Source organism: Aeromonas sp. QDB25, from assembly GCF_027707725.1.
Lineage (GTDB): Bacteria > Pseudomonadota > Gammaproteobacteria > Enterobacterales > Aeromonadaceae > Aeromonas > Aeromonas caviae.
In genome coordinates this window covers 1-572 of record NZ_JAPCIZ010000250.1, presented here as the reverse complement: position 1 = coordinate 572, position 572 = coordinate 1, and the positions used below count along the sequence as shown (strand labels likewise).

The 572-nt window shown below is 64.7% G+C and carries 1 protein-coding gene; it reads left to right on the top strand.

Features of this window, described 5'->3' with window-relative positions:
* On the top strand, window positions 1-572 hold a 572-nt coding region (locus tag PG883_RS23770; RefSeq protein ID WP_270808523.1), incomplete at both ends, for a Tn3 family transposase.

The following is a 572-nucleotide window of genomic DNA, read 5'->3' as shown; positions in this document are numbered from 1 at the left end:
CACCGAACTGCTGATGGACGTGGACGACTGGACGGGCTTCAGCCGCCACTTCACCCACTTGAAGGACGGGGCCGAGGCCAAAGACAGGACGTTGCTGCTGTCCGCAATCCTCGGTGATGCGATCAACCTCGGGCTGACCAAGATGGCCGAGTCGAGCCCCGGCCTGACCTACGCCAAGCTGTCCTGGCTGCAAGCCTGGCACATCCGCGACGAAACCTATTCGGCGGCCTTGGCCGAGCTGGTCAACCACCAGTATCGCCACGCCTTTGCCGCCCACTGGGGCGACGGCACGACCTCATCCTCCGATGGCCAGCGCTTCCGCGCGGGTGGCCGGGGCGAGAGCACCGGGCACGTCAACCCGAAGTACGGTAGCGAGCCGGGACGGCTGTTCTATACCCATATCTCCGACCAGTACGCGCCGTTCAGCACCCGCGTGGTGAATGTCGGCGTCCGCGATTCCACCTATGTGCTCGACGGCCTGCTGTACCACGAGTCCGACCTGCGGATCGAGGAGCACTACACCGACACGGCCGGCTTCACCGATCACGTCTTTGCCCTGATGCACCTGCTAG